The organism is Microcoleus sp. MON1_C1, from assembly GCF_036701945.1.
Taxonomy (GTDB): domain Bacteria; phylum Cyanobacteriota; class Cyanobacteriia; order Cyanobacteriales; family Microcoleaceae; genus Microcoleus.
Genome location: NZ_JAUBRO010000024.1, coordinates 46,332 through 61,654, shown reverse-complemented (window position 1 = coordinate 61,654; position 15,323 = coordinate 46,332). Strand labels below are relative to the sequence as shown.

Annotated in this window: 17 protein-coding genes; 8 read left to right on the top strand and 9 right to left on the bottom strand. The window is 45.1% G+C overall.

From position 1 onward, the window contains the following. Positions 1-16 precede the first annotated feature (16 nt). The 4 genes from QUA62_RS15385 (at position 17) to obgE (ending at position 4,965) form a co-directional block, all read left to right on the top strand. Positions 17-328, top strand: coding sequence for a 30S ribosomal protein PSRP-3 (locus QUA62_RS15385; RefSeq protein WP_278187374.1), 312 nt, complete (start codon positions 17-19; stop codon positions 326-328). Positions 329-809: 481 nt separating this feature from the next. Continuing rightward, on the top strand, positions 810-1,883 hold the full coding sequence (locus QUA62_RS15380; RefSeq protein ID WP_190662358.1) for a class I SAM-dependent methyltransferase: 1,074 nt from the start codon (positions 810-812) through the stop codon (positions 1,881-1,883). A 417-nt stretch (positions 1,884-2,300) separates the two neighbouring features. Further along, positions 2,301-3,197 carry a Mo-dependent nitrogenase C-terminal domain-containing protein gene (locus QUA62_RS15375; RefSeq protein ID WP_333405162.1) on the top strand — a complete coding sequence of 299 codons (897 nt, stop codon included), beginning with the start codon at positions 2,301-2,303 and terminating at the stop codon, positions 3,195-3,197. 727 nt (positions 3,198-3,924) lie between these two features. Beyond that, positions 3,925-4,965 (top strand): GTPase ObgE, encoded by a 1,041-nt coding sequence (obgE, locus tag QUA62_RS15370; RefSeq protein WP_333285379.1) that lies wholly within the window; start codon positions 3,925-3,927, stop codon positions 4,963-4,965. Between the two features lie 139 nt (positions 4,966-5,104). Here the strand turns inward: obgE and QUA62_RS15365 are convergent, their stop codons facing one another. From QUA62_RS15365 to QUA62_RS15340, 6 genes are all read right to left on the bottom strand, one after another. Continuing rightward, on the bottom strand, positions 5,105-5,863 hold the full coding sequence (locus QUA62_RS15365; protein WP_333405160.1) for an HNH endonuclease: 759 nt from the start codon (positions 5,861-5,863) through the stop codon (positions 5,105-5,107). 93 nt (positions 5,864-5,956) lie between these two features. Next, positions 5,957-6,385, bottom strand: coding sequence for an HNH endonuclease signature motif containing protein (locus tag QUA62_RS15360; RefSeq protein ID WP_333405158.1), 429 nt, complete (start codon positions 6,383-6,385; stop codon positions 5,957-5,959). Continuing rightward, a complete protein-coding gene (locus tag QUA62_RS15355) occupies positions 6,382-6,738 on the bottom strand; it encodes a hypothetical protein (protein WP_333405156.1) in 357 nt (118 codons plus the stop codon). The genes QUA62_RS15360 and QUA62_RS15355 overlap by 4 nt, the downstream gene beginning before the upstream one ends. 223 nt (positions 6,739-6,961) lie before the next feature. After that, positions 6,962-7,351, bottom strand: a complete 390-nt coding sequence (locus tag QUA62_RS15350) for a hypothetical protein (protein ID WP_333405154.1) — start codon at positions 7,349-7,351, stop codon at positions 6,962-6,964. Between the two features lie 65 nt (positions 7,352-7,416). Beyond that, positions 7,417-9,042: a serine hydrolase gene (locus QUA62_RS15345; protein ID WP_333405152.1), complete on the bottom strand. Its 1,626-nt coding sequence runs from the start codon at positions 9,040-9,042 to the stop codon at positions 7,417-7,419. A 255-nt stretch (positions 9,043-9,297) separates the two neighbouring features. Further along, positions 9,298-10,086, bottom strand: a complete 789-nt coding sequence (locus QUA62_RS15340) for an RNA methyltransferase (RefSeq protein WP_190662368.1) — start codon at positions 10,084-10,086, stop codon at positions 9,298-9,300. Positions 10,087-10,176: 90 nt separating this feature from the next. On the opposite strand from QUA62_RS15340, the gene QUA62_RS15335 reads away from it, so the two are divergent. The 3 genes from QUA62_RS15335 (at position 10,177) to QUA62_RS29380 (ending at position 11,823) form a co-directional block, all read left to right on the top strand. Next, positions 10,177-10,332 (top strand): DUF2256 domain-containing protein, encoded by a 156-nt coding sequence (locus QUA62_RS15335; RefSeq protein ID WP_006631540.1) that lies wholly within the window; start codon positions 10,177-10,179, stop codon positions 10,330-10,332. Between the two features lie 71 nt (positions 10,333-10,403). Continuing rightward, complete coding sequence (locus QUA62_RS15330; RefSeq protein WP_333405150.1) at positions 10,404-11,339, top strand: isoaspartyl peptidase/L-asparaginase; 936 nt, start codon at positions 10,404-10,406, stop codon at positions 11,337-11,339. A gap of 232 nt (positions 11,340-11,571) precedes the next feature. After that, positions 11,572-11,823: a helix-turn-helix domain-containing protein gene (locus QUA62_RS29380; RefSeq protein ID WP_445301668.1), complete on the top strand. Its 252-nt coding sequence runs from the start codon at positions 11,572-11,574 to the stop codon at positions 11,821-11,823. Positions 11,824-12,977: 1,154 nt separating this feature from the next. Here QUA62_RS29380 and QUA62_RS15325 read toward each other — a convergent pair. The 3 genes from QUA62_RS15325 to QUA62_RS15315 form a co-directional block, all read right to left on the bottom strand. Next, positions 12,978-13,322: a hypothetical protein gene (locus QUA62_RS15325; protein ID WP_333405148.1), complete on the bottom strand. Its 345-nt coding sequence runs from the start codon at positions 13,320-13,322 to the stop codon at positions 12,978-12,980. Between the two features lie 381 nt (positions 13,323-13,703). After that, positions 13,704-13,796, bottom strand: a complete 93-nt coding sequence (locus QUA62_RS15320) for a hypothetical protein (RefSeq protein ID WP_333285444.1) — start codon at positions 13,794-13,796, stop codon at positions 13,704-13,706. A gap of 10 nt (positions 13,797-13,806) precedes the next feature. Next, positions 13,807-14,517, bottom strand: a complete 711-nt coding sequence (locus tag QUA62_RS15315) for a hypothetical protein (RefSeq protein ID WP_333405146.1) — start codon at positions 14,515-14,517, stop codon at positions 13,807-13,809. Positions 14,518-14,704: 187 nt separating this feature from the next. Here QUA62_RS15315 and QUA62_RS15310 point away from each other — a divergent pair, with 187 nt between their 5' ends. Beyond that, entirely contained in the window at positions 14,705-15,319 is a 615-nt protein-coding gene (locus QUA62_RS15310) for a tetratricopeptide repeat protein (RefSeq protein ID WP_333405143.1), read from the top strand. Positions 15,320-15,323: the final 4 nt, after the last annotated feature.

Genomic DNA, 15,323 nt, shown 5'->3' with positions numbered 1-15,323 from the left:
AAGTTCGATCGGAACCCTGGAGGTTTGCTTGTCCAAGTTCATCTTAAAAGTTCTCTGGCTAGAAGAGAATGTTGCCCTCGCCGTTGACCAAGTTGTCGGCAAAGGAACTAGCCCGCTGACATCCTACTTTTTCTGGCCTCGCAAAGATGCGTGGGAAGACCTCAAAAACGAACTCGAAGCCAAACACTGGATTGCTGATAACGATCGCGTCGAAATCCTCAACCAAGCGACAGAAGTAATCAACTACTGGCAAGAAGAAGGCAGACGGCGCCCGATGACTGAAGCTCAGTCAAGATTCCCCCAAGTGACTTTTACCGGCAGCAACTAAGCCCAGCTTTAAGTTGCTACCCATATACATTGCCTGTTATGGCTGACGAGGGGAAGGAGAGAGGGGAGAAGGCGAGAGGATTTGACGCTTTTTCCACCTCGCCGTGAAACATACAATTTAAATGCGCTACAGCTTATATTGATACTAACTCCGATTTTGGGACTTACTCGGGTTTGGGGCTTGGTCGATTTGAGATTTGAGATTTGAGATTTATCCAAAATAAAGCTCTCAAATCTGATTTAATACAATCTAAAAAGACTAAGCAATCAAACCAAATAAATCTAAAATCGGCTTTTTTATACTTTTAAATTGTACAGTCAGCTCTCAACGTAATTCCCCCGAACCTCCAACCTCAAGCCTCAAAATCCATCGGTTAAATTCGTTAAATCTTGTACACGGCTTCCTTGTTGAACTTCTTTCTTCCTTCTTCCTTCTTCCTTCTTCCTTCTTCCTTCTTCCTTCTTCCTTCTTCGCGGAATCTATGGGCGCCGAAAGTACAATCAACCAGACCGAACAGCTACCGCTGGTAGTAAATCCCGACATTCTCCAGCAAGCTATCCTCTACAAAATTAATACTCGCATAAACGCTCGCGGAGAATTAATTTTCCCCTGCGTACCGGGAATGCTAAGCCACTATCTCAAGTCGATAGAAAAGCTATTTAGCACTCTCGACAGACCCCTGCCCGAAGACCGCAGAGACGAACTCAGCAAGCTTTTAGCCACCAAGTTAGAACAAGGCTACCGCACCTCCACAGCATCGATGCTGATTCTGCAATACGAGTCAGTGCAGCCGCCACAAACCGGTTTAGCTTGCAAAGTCATTGTTACTACCTCAACAGTTGGAGAACAGTACAAAAGCTGGGTAGACACCAGAGAACCTCCGCTTTTCGGCTCTCATCCAGACGCAAAATTGATGGCAACGGCTGCTAAATTGGGCACACCCGATCGAGTGCGGATTTTAGACGTGGGGGCGGGTACCGGCCGGAATACGTTGCCCTTGGCGAGATTGGGCTATTCTGTGGATGCGATCGAACTAACTCCAGCTTTTGCAGAACAATTGAAAGCGGCAGTAACAGCCGAAAACCTTCCCGTGACAGTGACTGAAGGCGATGTGCTCGATCCCTTAATGCGGATGAAACCGGCCCGCTACCAGTTGGCAGTTGCCGCCGAAGTCATTTCACATTTTCGAGATAGCGATCAAGTACGGCTTTTCCTCGCTAAAATGTGCGATTCCCTGTGTCCCGGAGGCCTGTTGCTGTTCAGCACGTTTTTAACCGTCGGCGACTACCAGCCGGATGCCCTCGTGCGACAAGTTGCCCAACTCTCTTGGTCTACTTTATTTACGCCCCAAGAACTCGCCACCGCAATGGAAGGGTTGCCCTTAGTCCAAATATCCGATGAATTGGTGTTTGAGTACGAACGCCACCACCTGCCGGAAGGAGCCTGGCCACCGACGCCCTGGTTTCCCAGTTGGGCCACCGGTCGAGATGTCTTCCCAATGGCAAACGCACGCCCGCCCATGGAATTGCGCTGGATTTTGTGTCGCCGAAGTTAAAAAAACTTGTCATTTGTAGGCGGACACAGCAATCACAACTGTTAATCGGCAGTAACTGTTTCCTCAGATATTTTTATTTCAACAGCTTAAAGCCAACTCGCTGTTAATATTGTGCAGCCTGCACATAAAAAGTTACAAAAATTTATATTAAAATGTAAACAGAGCGAAGTTCGATCGCCCCTGGGTGACAAACCCAGTGTCTAATTAGATCCAACGCTTGCCAACCTTTGATTTCTTGCGAAAAATTGGGTTGCTAAGGGCCATCGAGCTTGCATAAAATTCGATCGTCATCTCGATTGGTGCAACTAGAGTTAAGATGAATTCAACAAACCTATTCCTCGCGATAGATGACTTTTTAGGGAATAGGATTACCCAATAGATTAGCTCGCTAGTCAGCCATGCTGCTGAGAAACAAATATGCTTTTAACACATCCACTACAAGCGTTTGGAGCAATCTTCGGGCACCAACCTTCCACAAATAGATCATCCATCGACCAAAAAACCAGTAAAAATTATTGGGAGGGGAATATTGAGCCCGCTGTAAACGAACAAATTGACTGGTACATCCAAGTGGAAATGCTAATGAGTAACGCTAAATCTTCCTGCACCAACGAAGAGATTACTGCTTGGCTGCGGGGATTGCTGACAATTGCTTGGGCAGACGGCAACTTTGACGAAGACGAGCAAAAAATGATTGCAAATCTAACTGAGGATGAACTCCACCCGGTATCTTTTGAGGCGGGTTTTGAACCGATTGCCCCAGAGGAATTAGCCGCTGTGTTAGGGGAAGACACCGCCAAAGGCGAAGATTTTTTGAGGACAGCAGTCATGGTAGCTTTGGCAGACGGTACCTACTCGCTCAGCGAAGACGAGGTAATCTATAAGTTTTGCACAGCTTTGGGGCACAATGTAGAGGCGCTCGAAGCTCTGCGACACACCATCGAAGACAGCAAGTGCGATGAGCCGCAGGGGCCCAGCAGCCAAATCGTCTTTGATGCGAATGTCGCCCCCGTCGCCGGAACACCCCTTTCATCTCGGCTACCTAAACCTCACCACAAAAATGTCCTGCAACCCGTCAAAGACTGGCTTGACGGGTGGGAAATTCACGACCCCAAGCTGGCACACTTTGTCTGTAAAATTATTCCGCCCCAGTGTCCGTTTGAGCGAGATGTCGTGTTATTTGGTCGCAAAATCGTCCATATTCCGGCGATGTGCCAGATTAACCCGCTTTACGAACAGTTAGTCGGGATGCGCTTTCGAGCTCTCTGCTATTTGGCAGATGAATGTAAGGAAGATGTATCGTCCTATTGTTAATAGGAATGGGTAATTGCTAATTGGTAATTCATTCCAGGGCGCAAAACCTCTATCTGTAGGATGCGCCCATAAGCACCTTACCGCTATAATTAGCACGTTAAATCAGTATTTGCAGAACTCGTGTAATACCAATTTAATGTGAAGTTGCACATATCTCGATCCCCCTCGCATCTCCCTGATAGTCGGGGGACGAAAGATCGGACTCTTGTCCCCCCCCGGACGCGGGGGGCTAGGGGGGATCGGATTCTATGCAGCCTCATAAAAAATTGGTATAAGTAGCAATTACTAAGTTTCAGTAGAGTGTTTTCGAGGATTTAGAAACCTATTTTTGGCACAAAAAATATTTTTACAGCTATCCGCCTCCTTATAAAAATCCGGCTTATTCAGTTTTTGTGCGTGAGTCCGGCTAATATAAAATCGGCTTTGATAATACTAATTCAACAAAAGTCTTGGTACAATCCTCAATCTTATACAAATTATTAAAAGTCGCATATTTATAAGCCGGACACGGCAGTGCCGTTTCCCTACAGATGCTCGCGTACCATCTCTCACTCTGCACTACTTTTCAGAATTGGTATAATTATATTTTTCCGGCAATTGTAAATCACGACTAAACTTGGCTGTCGTCCGCCGACGCGGACTAAAGGAAAAGGGGGATATGGTACTTGCATCTGGTATAATAATAAGTAATGACTATTGACACTGACTATTGACTACTGACTAAATTATGCAATTTATCGATCGAGCAGATATTCAAGTCGCAGCGGGCAAAGGCGGCGACGGTATGGTAGCTTTTCGCAGAGAAAAGTATGTACCGGCTGGCGGGCCGAGCGGCGGCACTGGCGGGCGGGGCGGTTCTGTGTTTATGGTAGCGGTGGAAAGTCTGCAAACGCTGCTAGATTTTCAGTACAACCGGATTTTTAAAGCCGAAGACGGGAAGCGCGGCGCGCCGAAGAATATGACGGGGGCTTCCGGGGAAGATCGCACGATCGAAGTTCCGTGCGGTACAGTTGTTTACGACGCGGAAACTCAGGCAATCTTAGCAGATTTAGTAACGCCCGGACAGACTTTTTGCGTTGCCCAAGGCGGCAAAGGCGGTTTGGGGAATAAGTGTTTTCTAACTAATTCTAACCGCGCTCCAGATTATGCGATGCCGGGAAAAGAAGGTGAACACAAATTTTTGCGTTTGGAATTGAAGCTATTAGCTGAGGTGGGAATTCTCGGGCTGCCGAATGCTGGCAAATCCACTTTAATTTCTGCTTTGTCTGCAGCTCGCCCCAAGATAGCAGATTATCCGTTTACAACTTTAGTCCCGAATTTGGGCGTAGTCAAAAAACCGACTGGCGACGGTACGGTGTTTGCAGACATTCCGGGATTGATTGAAGGAGCGCACGAAGGTGCTGGTTTGGGTTACGAGTTTTTGCGGCACATTGAGCGGACTCGGTTGTTGCTGCATTTGATCGATGTTACGGATGAAGATCCGATCGCCAATTATGTCACAATTCAGGAAGAATTGAAGGCTTACAGGCGTGGTTTAGCCGATAAACCGCAGATTTTGGCTTTTAATAAAGTAGATGCGATCGACCTTGAAAGCGAAGAAATCGGTAATTTAATCAGCCGACTTAAAGAAATTAGCGGCGCTCCTGTTTTGTTGATTTCCGCCGTTAGTAGAGTTGGATTGGATGAATTGATGCAGCAAGTTTGGCAAAAACTCGACGAGATGAACGAGAAAGAGGCGGCGGAACTCGAAGCCGTCGCGAGTGTTTAATCACTTTCCGGTTCCTAAAATTTCCGTGAATGGGTAGGTGTTTTTTTGAGGGGGTCAAATCTTTCGGCTGTATGGCTTGTAGGACAAGGGTTTGAACCTCTCTGGTCTCAGAAAAGATCTTGGACATCTATCTACAAAGTCAGTTTTTACTAAGTAAATCTTTAATTTCTTCAATAGTAAATGGAGGATATTTCCTATGAATCATCGCATGACAGTTAGGACATAGTGGACGTAAATCTTGAATAGGATTAACTTCATATTCTTGATTAATTTCAGATAAAGGTATTATATGGTGAACATGAATAAAACCTTTACCTATTTCTCCAAAAAGTTTTTCAAAGTTAAAGTGGCAAATATAACAATTTAGCCCATAATATTCAATACATTTTTTGCGAGCGGGATTATTCCTTTCATAAGCATTAACTTGTATTTGACGGATAGAACCTTCTTTAAAAGTTTGAGTTTCCTCTACTTCTCCGACTTCATCAGGAAAGATTAGCGTATCATCTGATACACTAAAAGAATCAAAAAGCTGTTCAAAATCCAGCTTTGGTGTGGTTAAAATTTTGCAAACTAAAACATAGAGTTCTTCTTCAGAATATTCTTTAAATCCTTCATAAATTTCTTTCTCAAAACGCCATAACTCTCTCTGCCACCAGCCTCTACGTCTATTTTCATGATAAGGATCAAAGGCATCTCTAAAATTTTTGATTGTATTAGCGGAAATTCCAAGTAGAGAGCCTATTTTTTCATGGGTATCAGTCATGTTACCAAATCCCAATTTCTGATAACCATCTCTATCAAATCTTGAAAGATAATAAGCTACTATATAAGCATACGGGGAATTACAATCTCCCAATGAGTTTATAAGACTATTCCAGTTATAAGGTTTTTTCACAATTAAAATTATTCATTTGTTTTGTAATACCCATTCTCTAAATCCTTGCTACAATCTGCATCGTTGGGTTGATTTCATATAATCACCTACTGTTTATGTGGTTTGTGGGTGGGGTGCTGGGTATTCCCCAATACTGATAAGTTGCTCGCGCTCGCAGATGCGTTCTAGGAGGTTAAATTGCAGAATTTTAGCGGTTACGCGCCCTTCTGGTGTCCGTGGGACGATTGCTCCTCCTTCTAGCCGAAAATGGTCTGACCATTCCTGGACACGGGGATTAAAAAAGGGAGTTAGCTGTCGTGTCTCAGGGTCGATCGAACCTAGGTCAGTTCCTTTGAAACGGTTGCAGCAAGGACAGGATAACGCTAGGTTTTCAGCTTCGGTGATCCCATCATGTTTTTCAGCAATGATGTGTTCCATTTCAAAGGCAAAGAGTGAAGCCGTTTGGGGAAATCGACAATACTCGCATTGGTCTCCGGCGCGTTGGGTCACTAGCCGACGCAGAGATGCTGGTACATAACTCATGCTTCTGTCTGTAAGCGTTTGTAGGCGTGAGCTTTAGCTAAACGCACCCAATGTTCTAACAGCAAATAGCGATCGAGTTCGACTTCCTCTCTGGCCGAAAGAGTGCCACATTTATTGCGATCGAGCAGTTCGCTCATGCGGGCTTGCAATGCAGGTGTGGGGCGGATTGCGAGGATTTCTTCTGGGCTGGGTTGACTGGCTAGCACTTCGACGATTTGGCGCTCGTCTTGGTAGGGGATGGTTTCTGCGGGGGCGAGTTCCCGAAGTGCGCGATCCAGGGCTTCCGGGAGACGATCGCCCAATTGTTGCAGTTTTTCGCCAAGGATCTCGGGAACTTCTAGGATAATTTGCATTAGTGCTGATGTGAGGATGGGAATTCCCTTGATTGTAACAAACGGAAAAAATGCCGTTAACTTAAATCCCGATCGGGGATTGAAACTGCATAGCCGGGTATACTGGGCTATTATTATCTCGGTGTTATATCAATTCCGGTGTGCGATTCGTTTAACCGGAAACGATATTATGTGTTTGCAAGTCGATCTACTTAGCTCTTTGCAAAGTTGTTCAAAATTGAGATCACTGGCGAATTTGCCCGTTGTAATCCACTCTCACCCTCCCATCTTGGGAAACCGTAACAACCGTTTCTACAGTAAAGACAGACGAACCAGGCTTGGAACCCTTAAAAGTAAAAGTCCAAGTTCCATCGCCATTGTCAACGAACGGCGATTCCTTAGAAGTACCGTGCATAGAAGCTTCAGCTCGATAGTTGCCTAAACCCCCATTAGCCCTTTCTGCTGCTTGACGAGCTAAGTTTTTTGCCCGATTGAGTTCGATATTATTGTTGATCGCTCTCACGCCGTCCGTCTCATATTCAGGAGCAGGATTAGCATTACTCAAGGAGGGGGAGACTCCAACGGATAAAGTTGAGAGCGCTACCAGACAAGCAAGGCGGATGCTTAGTTTCATAATACAAACTGATTTATAGTTTGATAAAGTCTACGAGACTTGTCCGAAAAAACCCGGTTGAATTTTCAATTTTTAATTTTCATTTGTGAATCGTCTGGGGTTTCCTCACCGTTCAAATAGCGGTAACTAATCCGAGAAATCTCCCGAATCAATGTTTGAGCTGGCTTCTCCGTTTCCGGTGAATGCTTCACCATCACCGCTACTAAATAACGCTTACCGTTCGGCAAATCCACCATCCCCGCATCCGCTAGCATTGTATCAATGTTGCCGGTTTTGTGAGCAATAACTGAACCTTCGCCTAAACCTTTCGGCAGCAAAGAAGCGTTTTGAGTTTGGCGCATGATTTGCAAAATGCGATCGCGCGATTTCACCGATACCAAATTACCCCGATCGACCTGGGCTATGATATTAATCAAATCCTTCGGACTGGTAGTATTAGTTCCCTCCAAATCTGGCAAATTATTACGCAGAACCGTGGTACTCAAACCCCAATTTGCAAAATGCTGATTCAACACCTCAGCACCTCCCAACAACTCAATCATCATATTTGTCGCCGTATTGTCACTGACAACAATCATATTTTGGGCAACTTCCAAAGCGGAATACTTCTTGCCAGGAGCCTGATCTTGCATCTCCCCAGAACCGCCGACAATGTGTTCGGGCTTCAGGGTCAGCATCTGATCTAACTGCACTTTCCCCTCATCTACTGCTTGGAAAAAAGCTACTAAAATTGGCACTTTAATTGTGCTAGCTGAAGCAAAAGCAGTATCCCCATTAAAATTTAGGTAGCTTCCAGTATCTAAATCAACTAGAAATATTCCGGCTGTCAAAGTAGGATTTTCTGTTGCTAAAACCTGAACTTGCGTTTTTAAAGCTCCTAATTCTTGATTCAGTTGCAGCACTTCTGGGGTTGCGGGTGCCGCAGATGCGCTATCGGCTGGGTTGTTCTGCCCTGCGGTGGTTTGTTCTTCTGTCGCTACAGTCGATGCTCGACTCACAGCATTTACCACCGACAGCAGCGTACCGCAAATCACCGCTATCCCAACTCCCAAAATCAGCAAGCGAGTAGCATACACCAACGGCGGTACGCTCCGAGGTGCAGATCGTTTACCCGGTCTCGGACTCGTTTGTGGGCGCGGTTTAGGCACGGGGGGTTTTTTGGCATTTGCGGGGATTACCGTGTCTGAAATGCGAACTGGGGGCGAACTGGGACGACTTCCACGGGTTGCAGGGGGAGTGGCAGTTGGGAGCTGGGTGTTGGGATTGCTGGCGATCGAACTTACATTTTCCCGTTCCAGATTCGGGTTCGGAAACTCGAACATATCGACAGCAGCGAGGCCTTTTTTCCCTGGTTGGCGAGTCTTCGACTGCGGAGTTTTGCTGGTTCTGGGTTTTCTGGGGTTAATTGCCGATCGGGGATCGGATAAAAAGTCTTGTGTAGTAAATTCTTCCGAAGATGTGGGAGAATTGGCTCCAATTCTGCTGCCGCGGCCCTGTTGCAGTGGCAAAGTCGCAGGTTCGGGCGATCGAATTTCTGAATTGCCGTTTTGCGGTTGCGGAGGGCGACGGCGGCCCGAGTTGCCAGACTGGCTTGCTTTGCCGGACTTAGGCTGCTTTGAGCCGGAGTTGGGAGAGGATATCGACGAAGATATCACCGATAATATCGATCCTTTGGGAAACCGCTCTGCCACGTCTTACTCCTTCATCACTACTGTAAATTTCAAGTTTAAGATTTTTCAGCTTGCCAGCCAATCAATTTTAGATTTTAGATTTTAGATTTGCCCCAGAGGCTGCATGGTATCAGCAACCAAGTTTATTGCTCGCAAATTATCGCAAAGCTTAGGTTTTTAGTCAAGAAACCCTGTTATGAAGGTGACAAGTGGGGGCAGGAAAGTTCTCTGTGAAAAAAATCCTCAATCTCACATCCCCAATTATCAGCATTTCTCCTAGCTATCCGTTGGATTTTCCGGCAACGCCCCATCCAGAGTATCAGAATTTGCCTCTCGTGGGTAAGTTTTGATTGCCCATTCTGTTTGGCGGAGCACGCCCCGCAGCATGGCGACTTCATCAATTGTTGGATAGGCTCTGTTGTACAAACGCCGAAATTTTTCCATCCGGCTTGCTGCTGTGTGCTGCTGCAAATATCCTATTTTGAGTAACAGCGTTTCTAGTTGCTGGTAATATCCCTCTAAATTTTCCAAGGGAGCCGATTCCTTCTGGCCACTGACAACTGACAACTGACAACTGACAACTGACTTGTATAGTTCGTAACAGCAGATAGCGACTGCTTGGGCGAGATTTAGGGAAGTGTAGGCATCGCTGCTGGGAATGCGGATCAGGCGTTGAGCGCGGTTTAATTCGGCATTGGTCAAGCCGCAGTCTTCTCGGCCGAAAATTAGGGCGCTGGGGGCTTCAAGGAGCCAAGGCAAGGCATCTGCGGGTTCTTCTAGTTGTGTTGGCAACGATCGACAATCATCCCCTGTAGTTGCGATCGCTCTGACACACCCTACCAAAGCAGCGGGCAAACTCTCGACTACTTTGGTAGTTTCCAATATGTCGGCGGCGCGAACAGCCATCAGTCGGGCTTCTTCCCCTAAATGATCGCACTGGGGATTTACCAAAACTAATTGGTGCAAACCCATATTTTTCATGACGCGGGCAACAGAACCAACATTCAATGGGCCTGCAGGTTCGACTAAGACGATTCGGATGTTGGCGTCGGCCGTTTCGAGCATTTTTATTTGGGGAGGTGTTAGGCAGAAATTGGTTGTTTTGTTTGTTTTGATTAAAATTTAATCACTAACTAATGTAATGTCCAAATTAGCATGGCCAAGCAACGATCGAAATCTGATTTACCGACAAAAATGTGTCCCGTGTGCGATCGACCTTTTACTTGGCGCAAAAAATGGGCTGACTGCTGGGATGAGGTCAAATACTGCTCCGAACGTTGTCGCCGCCGCCGTTTGGCGGCTCAAGATTAAGAATTTAGGGCAAGTTGCTCGATCGAAGCTAAGATTGCAAAGGAAAAATTTTAGGTATTAGGTTATAAATTATGGCATCGCAACAAGTGCAACCAAAGTTAGTTATTCACGGCGGTGCGGGCAGTTCTCTACATAGTAAAGGCGGAATTGAGGCGGTGCGGAAATCGCTTTACGATGTTTTGGAGGAAGTTTATCCGCTGCTGAAAGACGGTGCAAGTGCCGTAGATGCAGTGGTGCGGGGCTGCCAATTGTTGGAAGATGACCCGCGATTCAATGCCGGTACTGGTTCTGTGGTGCAGTCGGACGGTCAAATTCGGATGAGTGCTTCGCTGATGGACGGTTTGATGCAGCGTTTCAGCGGGGCAATTAATGTTTCTCGCGTTCAACATCCGATCGAACTTGCTCAATTTTTGCAGCATTCGGACGATCGGGTTCTCTCTGATTTTGGTTCGGCGGAATTGCTGCGAGAACTTCAATTGCCGATTTACGATCCGATGACGGATTTGCGCTTGCACGAGTGGATGCAGGAACGCCAAGGCAATTTTAGCAAAGCAATGGCTGACGTGGTGGCGGAACCGGCCGGTATGGGTACGATCGGAGTCGTAGCTTTGGATGTTAATGGACGCTTGGCTGCTGGGACTTCGACTGGCGGCAAGGGTTTTGAGCGGATTGGCCGGGTTAGCGACTCGGCGATGCCGGCGGGAAATTACGCGACTGGAAATGCGGCGGTAAGCTGTACGGGGATTGGCGAGCACATTATGGACGAGTGTTTGGCCCCGCGAATTGTGATTCGGGTAACGGATGGTTTGAGTTTGAAAGCTGCTTTTGAGCGTTCTTTTGCTGAAGCTGACGATCGTCAACGGGATTTTGGCGCAATTGGAATTGATGCTAGCGGTGCGATCGCTTTCGGCAAAACTAGCGAGGTGATTTTGGGTGCTTTTCACAACGGTATGCAAATGGGCGATACTTTGGAAATGAGCAAGGGAAAGCTGATTTTTATTGCTTAAAAAAGCGATATAAATTGTCAGTATGCGGTTCAGATACCTGACTTTTTGAAGAATTCGGGTATCTCGATCGGCGTTAGTTTTCTATCAAATCTGGGGGCATCAGAATGGATATTATCCACAGTCAGGACACGGCGCTGTGCCGTTTCCCTACAATTCATCTGGCGATGCTTACTCCCTTCCCGCCCAAAGAATATAGATAGAGGTAAAATGAAAAAAAAAGGGAGTAATAGAAATGAATCTGAGCCAACAATTGCGGTTGGTAAGGCTAGAGAAAAAGCAGTGGCAACGACTGTACTACAATAATCAGCAATCCTATATCAGGCAAAGGTTATCGGCAATTAGGCATCTAATTGAAGGAAAAAGTCGTACAGAAGTGACGAAGCTACTAGGCTGCACAGATATAACATTGGCAAGATGGGTCAAAACGTACTTAGAAATCGGGTTAGAGGGAATAGTCCAACCAATCAAGCACCAGGTAAAATAAAGACTGGAGAAAGAAAAACGGCAAGAATTAAAGAGAATGATTTTAGAGGATAAACCAACAAAGTAGGGGATAGACCGAGAAATTTGGACAGGAAAAATCCTGGCGGCGGTAATAAATCAACGGTGGAAAGTACAGCTAAAAACATCGAGAATCTATGAAATTTTAGCCTAAATATATCTCATCAAAAAGCGCAGCGAGATTAGGCAAAGGCATCGCCAGAGAAACAGAAGGAGTATGTGGAAGTCCTAAAAAAAAATAGCAGAGAGAAAGAGTGGGAATAGAATAGTATTTTTGGATGAATTTGCAGTCACGAATCGACCAAGCCTATACTATGGATGGGCAGAAAAAAATACGCGACCAGAAGTGGCATCAAATGAAGGGAAAAAAAGAGAGAAGCTGAATGGACTTTTAGCGGTAAATGCTATAAGCGGAAAAAAGTTTGTCAGACTATAGCGGTTCTTGGGTAGATGAGGTACACAATTAAACTTCAAAAGCTTGACAACACAGGGTTTCGACGTACTCCATCTTTCTGAGAAAGGCTATATCACCTACAGCCCAAACCGAAGATATAGCATTATATATAGGAGAATTGTGCCCACAAAGTATCAAATAAAAAGCGCATCATATAACGATATTGTTGGATAATAATTCGACCAATAGAAAGAAGATCGAGAAATATTTAATAGCTGAACAAATAGCATCAGAGATAGAATAAAATCTCACAGTAGAGTTAATTTATACACCAACCTACTCACCGAACTTCAATCTAGCAGAATATCTAATTCATTTACTAAGACTGAGGCTACTACACCATTTGCCAGTGGGAACCAGCATATAAAAGGTAGAAAAACGAATAAAATAATTATTTGAAACGGAACAATTGCAGACACAAAGTCAAATCGCCAAGACAATTCAGCAGATATACAACCTGATTCTATAATCAGACAGCGGGAAGGGGGTACGATCGCATAAATAGCAATTTTTTCAGCCAGCCTTTAACTATCCAAATTCTATTCATAGATCCAATTGTATGGCTTAAATGACTCAATCGAAGCATCTTATCGCGATTTATTGAACAGCTTGACAGCGCGTAGCGCCCGACGACAGGCGCTACGCGCTCGGAAACCGCTTCGCATAACTAGCAACTTGCGTTATTAGTCGTTGAACGTAAAGTTTTCTAGTGTACAAAGATTAACTTTATATTTTATACTTTCTTCCCCATCATCAAAAACAGCTTTGATATCGTAAGTACAGACATTCTGACTGTCTCGAATAGTTATGAGTGCAGATTCTCCAGGTCTAAGTATATCTATACCAAGAATGTCTTCCCCCCAACTATCTATTCCTGTGGGATTGGTATAAAATTGTGTTATATTAGTACGCGTCTTGTTAATAATATTAAACCCCAAAGCTTCAGCTAAAACACTTTTTGCTGTCATTACGGATAGTGGTAAGGCTAAGGCCGTAGCAACCATTAAACTCTGAAGGATTTTAGCCATTGGAACTGAATAATTCATTGTCAAGGAAGGGAAGCTGTATAGATTTTTCATCATCAGAGCCTAGTTAGGGATATGAGCAAAAACCGAAGTAGACTTACTACAACATAAATAAATATACTTCCTCCTTAAGGAAGATGTCAAGAAAATTGCAGGGTGGCGAGAAGCTAGCGAAGCTGTTACCAGAGGCAAGATAGGCTAAAACCATTGCTGTGAAAGCTTTTTAGAACCAAAAAAATTTTGTGTAACTTTTTAGACATTAATTAAACCACAGTCTCAATGGGGTTCAGCCGGGATACGCGCAAAAGAGGACAGGTTGTAAAATTTTGTAAAGCAAGGCAGTTGAAACCATTGATTTGTAGAGATTTTGAACCAAAAATAGTTTCAGTCGAGCCAGAAATTCTGGAAGCAGTCTGGCGATAACTCCGTGTAGCCAATAGTGTGTTGAATATTCTTGTGTCCCAGATAAGCCTGAATAGCTCTGGTGTCATGACCAATAGATGCTAGATAAAACCCATAGGCATGGCGTAACGGCGACAGATTCGTGGCGGTGCACGTCTGCCAAACGCTTCAGCAGTTGGCCGTTTTGCAGGTTCCAGAGTTTGACTGTGCCCGCGCGCGATCGTGTCAGCAGCGTTTTGCTGGCGGGACTGAAAGCCACTAGCAATACCGCTGTTGAATGTCCGAAAATCGTCTGCCGCAGTTCCCCGCTGTGCAAACTCCAAATTTTCACTGTAGTGTCCTCTGATCCCGTTGCGAGGAATTGTCCGTCGGGACTGATAGCTGCAGACAAAATCCTGTCTGAATGGTGAAGAGTGGCTTTTAAGATGGCGCCGGTTGAGGTTTTTGGCTGCGTTTTATACCCGGCTATTTCTAGCCAGTCGATCGCATCTCTCCAATTTTTGAGCGCATTTCGCGGCCGATTTGTCAATAATTCTATGTATCGGTACAAACTTTTTGACAAATCAACTTCGACACCTTTGATTTGTTTGTTGAGAAAAACCGCAATTTCCGCTGGGCTGTAGCCGCACAACAAGCCACAGAGATGCCGCTTTTCTACGGGTGTCAGCCATCTTCTGGTGTGGGGGGCTAATTCTTGTTTGGCATTTGCCAAGTCGGTATAAAGCTTTTGGATGTCCCAGCCGTTGCTTGGCTGTGCAAATGGTTCTTCTGGTCGATCGAGGGTAGAGGGTATCATTTGCGGCAGTCGCGATCGAGTTCCTAGTCAAATTCCTAACCAAAATCCTAACATTCGCTGTGCGCGATCGAACTGTTTTCACCGCTAATCTATTTTTAACACAGCAAACAGGGGAATGAGTTTCAGGTAGAAAATCCGCTCCTTTACAGTTTGCAAAATAACTATACATCAATCGGAGAAATAGAAAATGCCTGGTATTGCGATCGCCTTATTTTTCATCCTAGGTTTAGTTTTAAGTTTTGTTGGCTATTTTTGGGGATTAGTTCAAGCTTTTGGACAGGAAACTCTTTGGGGAGTGCTTTACTTGCTTGTCCCATGTGCCTCATTGGTTTTTTATATCAAAAATTGGAGCAATAAAAAAATCCGAAAAACATTCTTAATTCAATGTGCTGGATTGCTAATGCTTTTATTGGGAGGCATTACTACTTCAGTATTTTATGGCAAAAATTTTGTAAAGATTTCTGACTCTGGGCCTAATGTAGAGCAGGGGTCTAACGAGCAATCGCCCTCTTCTTTTCCTTCTGATTTCAATACTTCTCCATCACCATATCAAGAGTTATCTCCTGCTTTCGAGCCATTTCCTGCTGCCGAGTCATCTCCTGCTTCCGCAGCACCTGTTGCTGCTCAAAAAGATGACTTCAAACAATCGATGAAACTCGGTTATATTTACTACGGGCAGGGAGACTATCAAACGGCTTTAATCAATTTTAACAGAGCTTTACAGCTACGTCCGGGCGACGCTTATGCTGTCAAGGCTGTTGACAACACCAAAAGTGCGATCGTCCAAAGCATTGTCAAATAATAAT

Excerpts from the sequence above, each read along its gene's own strand:
- QUA62_RS15380 (WP_190662358.1), top strand. The coding sequence starts at position 810 with ATGGGCGCCGAAAGTACAATCAACCAGACCGAACAGCTACCGCTGGTA.
- QUA62_RS15375 (WP_333405162.1), top strand. The coding sequence starts at position 2,301 with ATGCTTTTAACACATCCACTACAAGCGTTTGGAGCAATCTTCGGGCAC.
- obgE (WP_333285379.1), top strand. The coding sequence starts at position 3,925 with ATGCAATTTATCGATCGAGCAGATATTCAAGTCGCAGCGGGCAAAGGC.
- QUA62_RS15360 (WP_333405158.1), bottom strand. The coding sequence starts at position 6,385 with ATGAGTTATGTACCAGCATCTCTGCGTCGGCTAGTGACCCAACGCGCC.
- QUA62_RS15355 (WP_333405156.1), bottom strand. The coding sequence starts at position 6,738 with ATGCAAATTATCCTAGAAGTTCCCGAGATCCTTGGCGAAAAACTGCAA.
- QUA62_RS15350 (WP_333405154.1), bottom strand. The coding sequence starts at position 7,351 with ATGAAACTAAGCATCCGCCTTGCTTGTCTGGTAGCGCTCTCAACTTTA.
- QUA62_RS15340 (WP_190662368.1), bottom strand. The coding sequence starts at position 10,086 with ATGCTCGAAACGGCCGACGCCAACATCCGAATCGTCTTAGTCGAACCT.
- QUA62_RS15335 (WP_006631540.1), top strand. The coding sequence starts at position 10,177 with ATGGCCAAGCAACGATCGAAATCTGATTTACCGACAAAAATGTGTCCC.
- QUA62_RS15330 (WP_333405150.1), top strand. The coding sequence starts at position 10,404 with ATGGCATCGCAACAAGTGCAACCAAAGTTAGTTATTCACGGCGGTGCG.
- QUA62_RS29380 (WP_445301668.1), top strand. The coding sequence starts at position 11,572 with ATGAATCTGAGCCAACAATTGCGGTTGGTAAGGCTAGAGAAAAAGCAG.
- QUA62_RS15325 (WP_333405148.1), bottom strand. The coding sequence starts at position 13,322 with ATGGCTAAAATCCTTCAGAGTTTAATGGTTGCTACGGCCTTAGCCTTA.
- QUA62_RS15315 (WP_333405146.1), bottom strand. The coding sequence starts at position 14,517 with ATGATACCCTCTACCCTCGATCGACCAGAAGAACCATTTGCACAGCCA.
- QUA62_RS15310 (WP_333405143.1), top strand. The coding sequence starts at position 14,705 with ATGCCTGGTATTGCGATCGCCTTATTTTTCATCCTAGGTTTAGTTTTA.